The sequence below is a fragment of the Bacillus gaemokensis genome (assembly GCF_001590835.1).
Taxonomy (GTDB): domain Bacteria; phylum Bacillota; class Bacilli; order Bacillales; family Bacillaceae_G; genus Bacillus_A; species Bacillus_A gaemokensis.
In genome coordinates this window covers 790-2,629 of record NZ_LTAQ01000057.1, presented here as the reverse complement: position 1 = coordinate 2,629, position 1,840 = coordinate 790, and the positions used below count along the sequence as shown (strand labels likewise).

At 33.7% G+C, this 1,840-nt stretch carries 2 protein-coding genes; both read right to left on the bottom strand.

From position 1 onward, the window contains the following. Positions 1 to 1,497 (bottom strand): condensation domain-containing protein (locus AZF08_RS24810; RefSeq protein WP_235604087.1); only part of this gene is annotated, 1,497 nt, incomplete at its 3' end. Positions 1,498 to 1,507: 10 nt separating this feature from the next. Next, the coding region (locus AZF08_RS24805; RefSeq protein WP_161486808.1) for a phosphopantetheine-binding protein at positions 1,508 to 1,840 on the bottom strand (333 nt) is incomplete at its 5' end.

Genomic DNA, 1,840 nt, shown 5'->3' with positions numbered 1-1,840 from the left:
AGGCGTGCGCTGTACCTGTTCTTCGAACAATTGATGAATTGTCTTTTCATTTGAATATTCTATTTCTGTCTTATTAAACACATCTAAAATCTGCGTTTTTTCTTGTGATGTAATTATTTCTAAAGATGAAAGTTTGACGTGCGAATCATCAATAATAGCATCTATTAATTGCATAAAATGCTCTGACATTCTTTTGATTGTTTCTTCTTTGTATAAATTAGTTGCATATTCAATCATACAACTGATTTGTCCTTCTTCCTCTATACCTATTAATGTCAAATCAAATTTAGATATCTTATGCTTACCTACATAAGGAATTAACTGTAATCCTTGAATACTCTTTTCCTCTCGCTGCATATTTTGCAATACAAACATCGTATCAAATACAGGATTTCGACTCATATCCCTATTGATATTAACCTTATCTACTAACTCTTCAAATGGATAGTCTTGATTTTCATACGCTTTTAACGCATTTTCTTTCACTTCCTGTAAGTACGTAGTGAATGACTTCTCTCTAACTGGATAATTACGCATAGCTAATGTATTGACAAACATACCAATTGTTGATTCTAAATCGACATGTGGTCTACCTGCAATTGGGCTTCCTACAATAATATCTTCTTGCCCGCTATATTTAGAAAGCAGAGCTGTATATATTCCAAGTAATACCATATACAAAGTTGATTCCGTTTGTTTAGCTATTTTTCTTAATGCTTTACTTCTTTGCTCATCAATAATAAATTCATATGAATCTCCTGTAAAACTTCTTGTAGATGGTCTAACATAGTCTGTTGGCATATCTAATAATGGAATGTCTTTACTAAAAACATCTAACCAATATGTTTCCTGTTTTTTCATTCGTTCACTCTGGATTTCTTTTTGTTGCCATACAGCATAATCCTTGTACCCAATCCGAAGCGGTGGCAACTCTTCTCCCTCATACAACTGAATCCATTCTTTCATTATAATATTCATAGATATCCCATCAGAAATAATATGATGCATATCTAACAACAATAGATAATGCTCGGGTTCAATTTCAATGAGTCCTACTCGCATAAGTGGTGCTTGTTGAAGGTTAAATGCCTGTACAAAACGACGCACATAATTATCCACTTCTTTTTCGCTTGATTTCATATATTCTATAGAAAATTCTATATTAGTTTCTATACGTTGCATCAATTTTCCATTTACCATCTCAAAACCTGTTCGCAATGATTCATGACGTTGAATCAATTGACGAAATGCTTCTTCTAATCGTTTACAATCAAGATCACCCTTTACCGTTATAACATTTGTGATATTGTAGCTAATTTCTCCGCCTTCAAGTTGATTCAAAATGTACATACGCTTTTGAGATGAAGAGACAGGATAGTATTCTCTTTCCTCCGCACTTGGAATAGATACATATATATGTTGTTCCATGTCCGTAATACGTCCAGCCATCTGCTGAAGAGTCGGAAATTGAAATATTTCTCTTAGAGATATACTCACATTCATCTCTTTATAATATATGTTGTTCCATGTCCGTAATACGTCCAGCCATCTGCTGAAGAGTCGGAAATTGAAATATTTCTCTTAGAGATATACTCACATTCATCTCTTTATGAATTTTAGATATTAAAATCGTTGCACGTAGGGAGTGGCCGCCAATATCAAAAAAGTTATCTTTTACTCCAACTTGTTTTAATCCAAGTACTTCTTTCCATATTTCAGCCAATTGTAYCTCTACAACTGTTCGAGGCGCTTCGTATTCCGTTCCTGTTTGTAAATTCCCTTCCAATTCAAGTAATGCTTTTCGATCAACTTTCCCATTAGGTGTTAATGGCATTTGTGT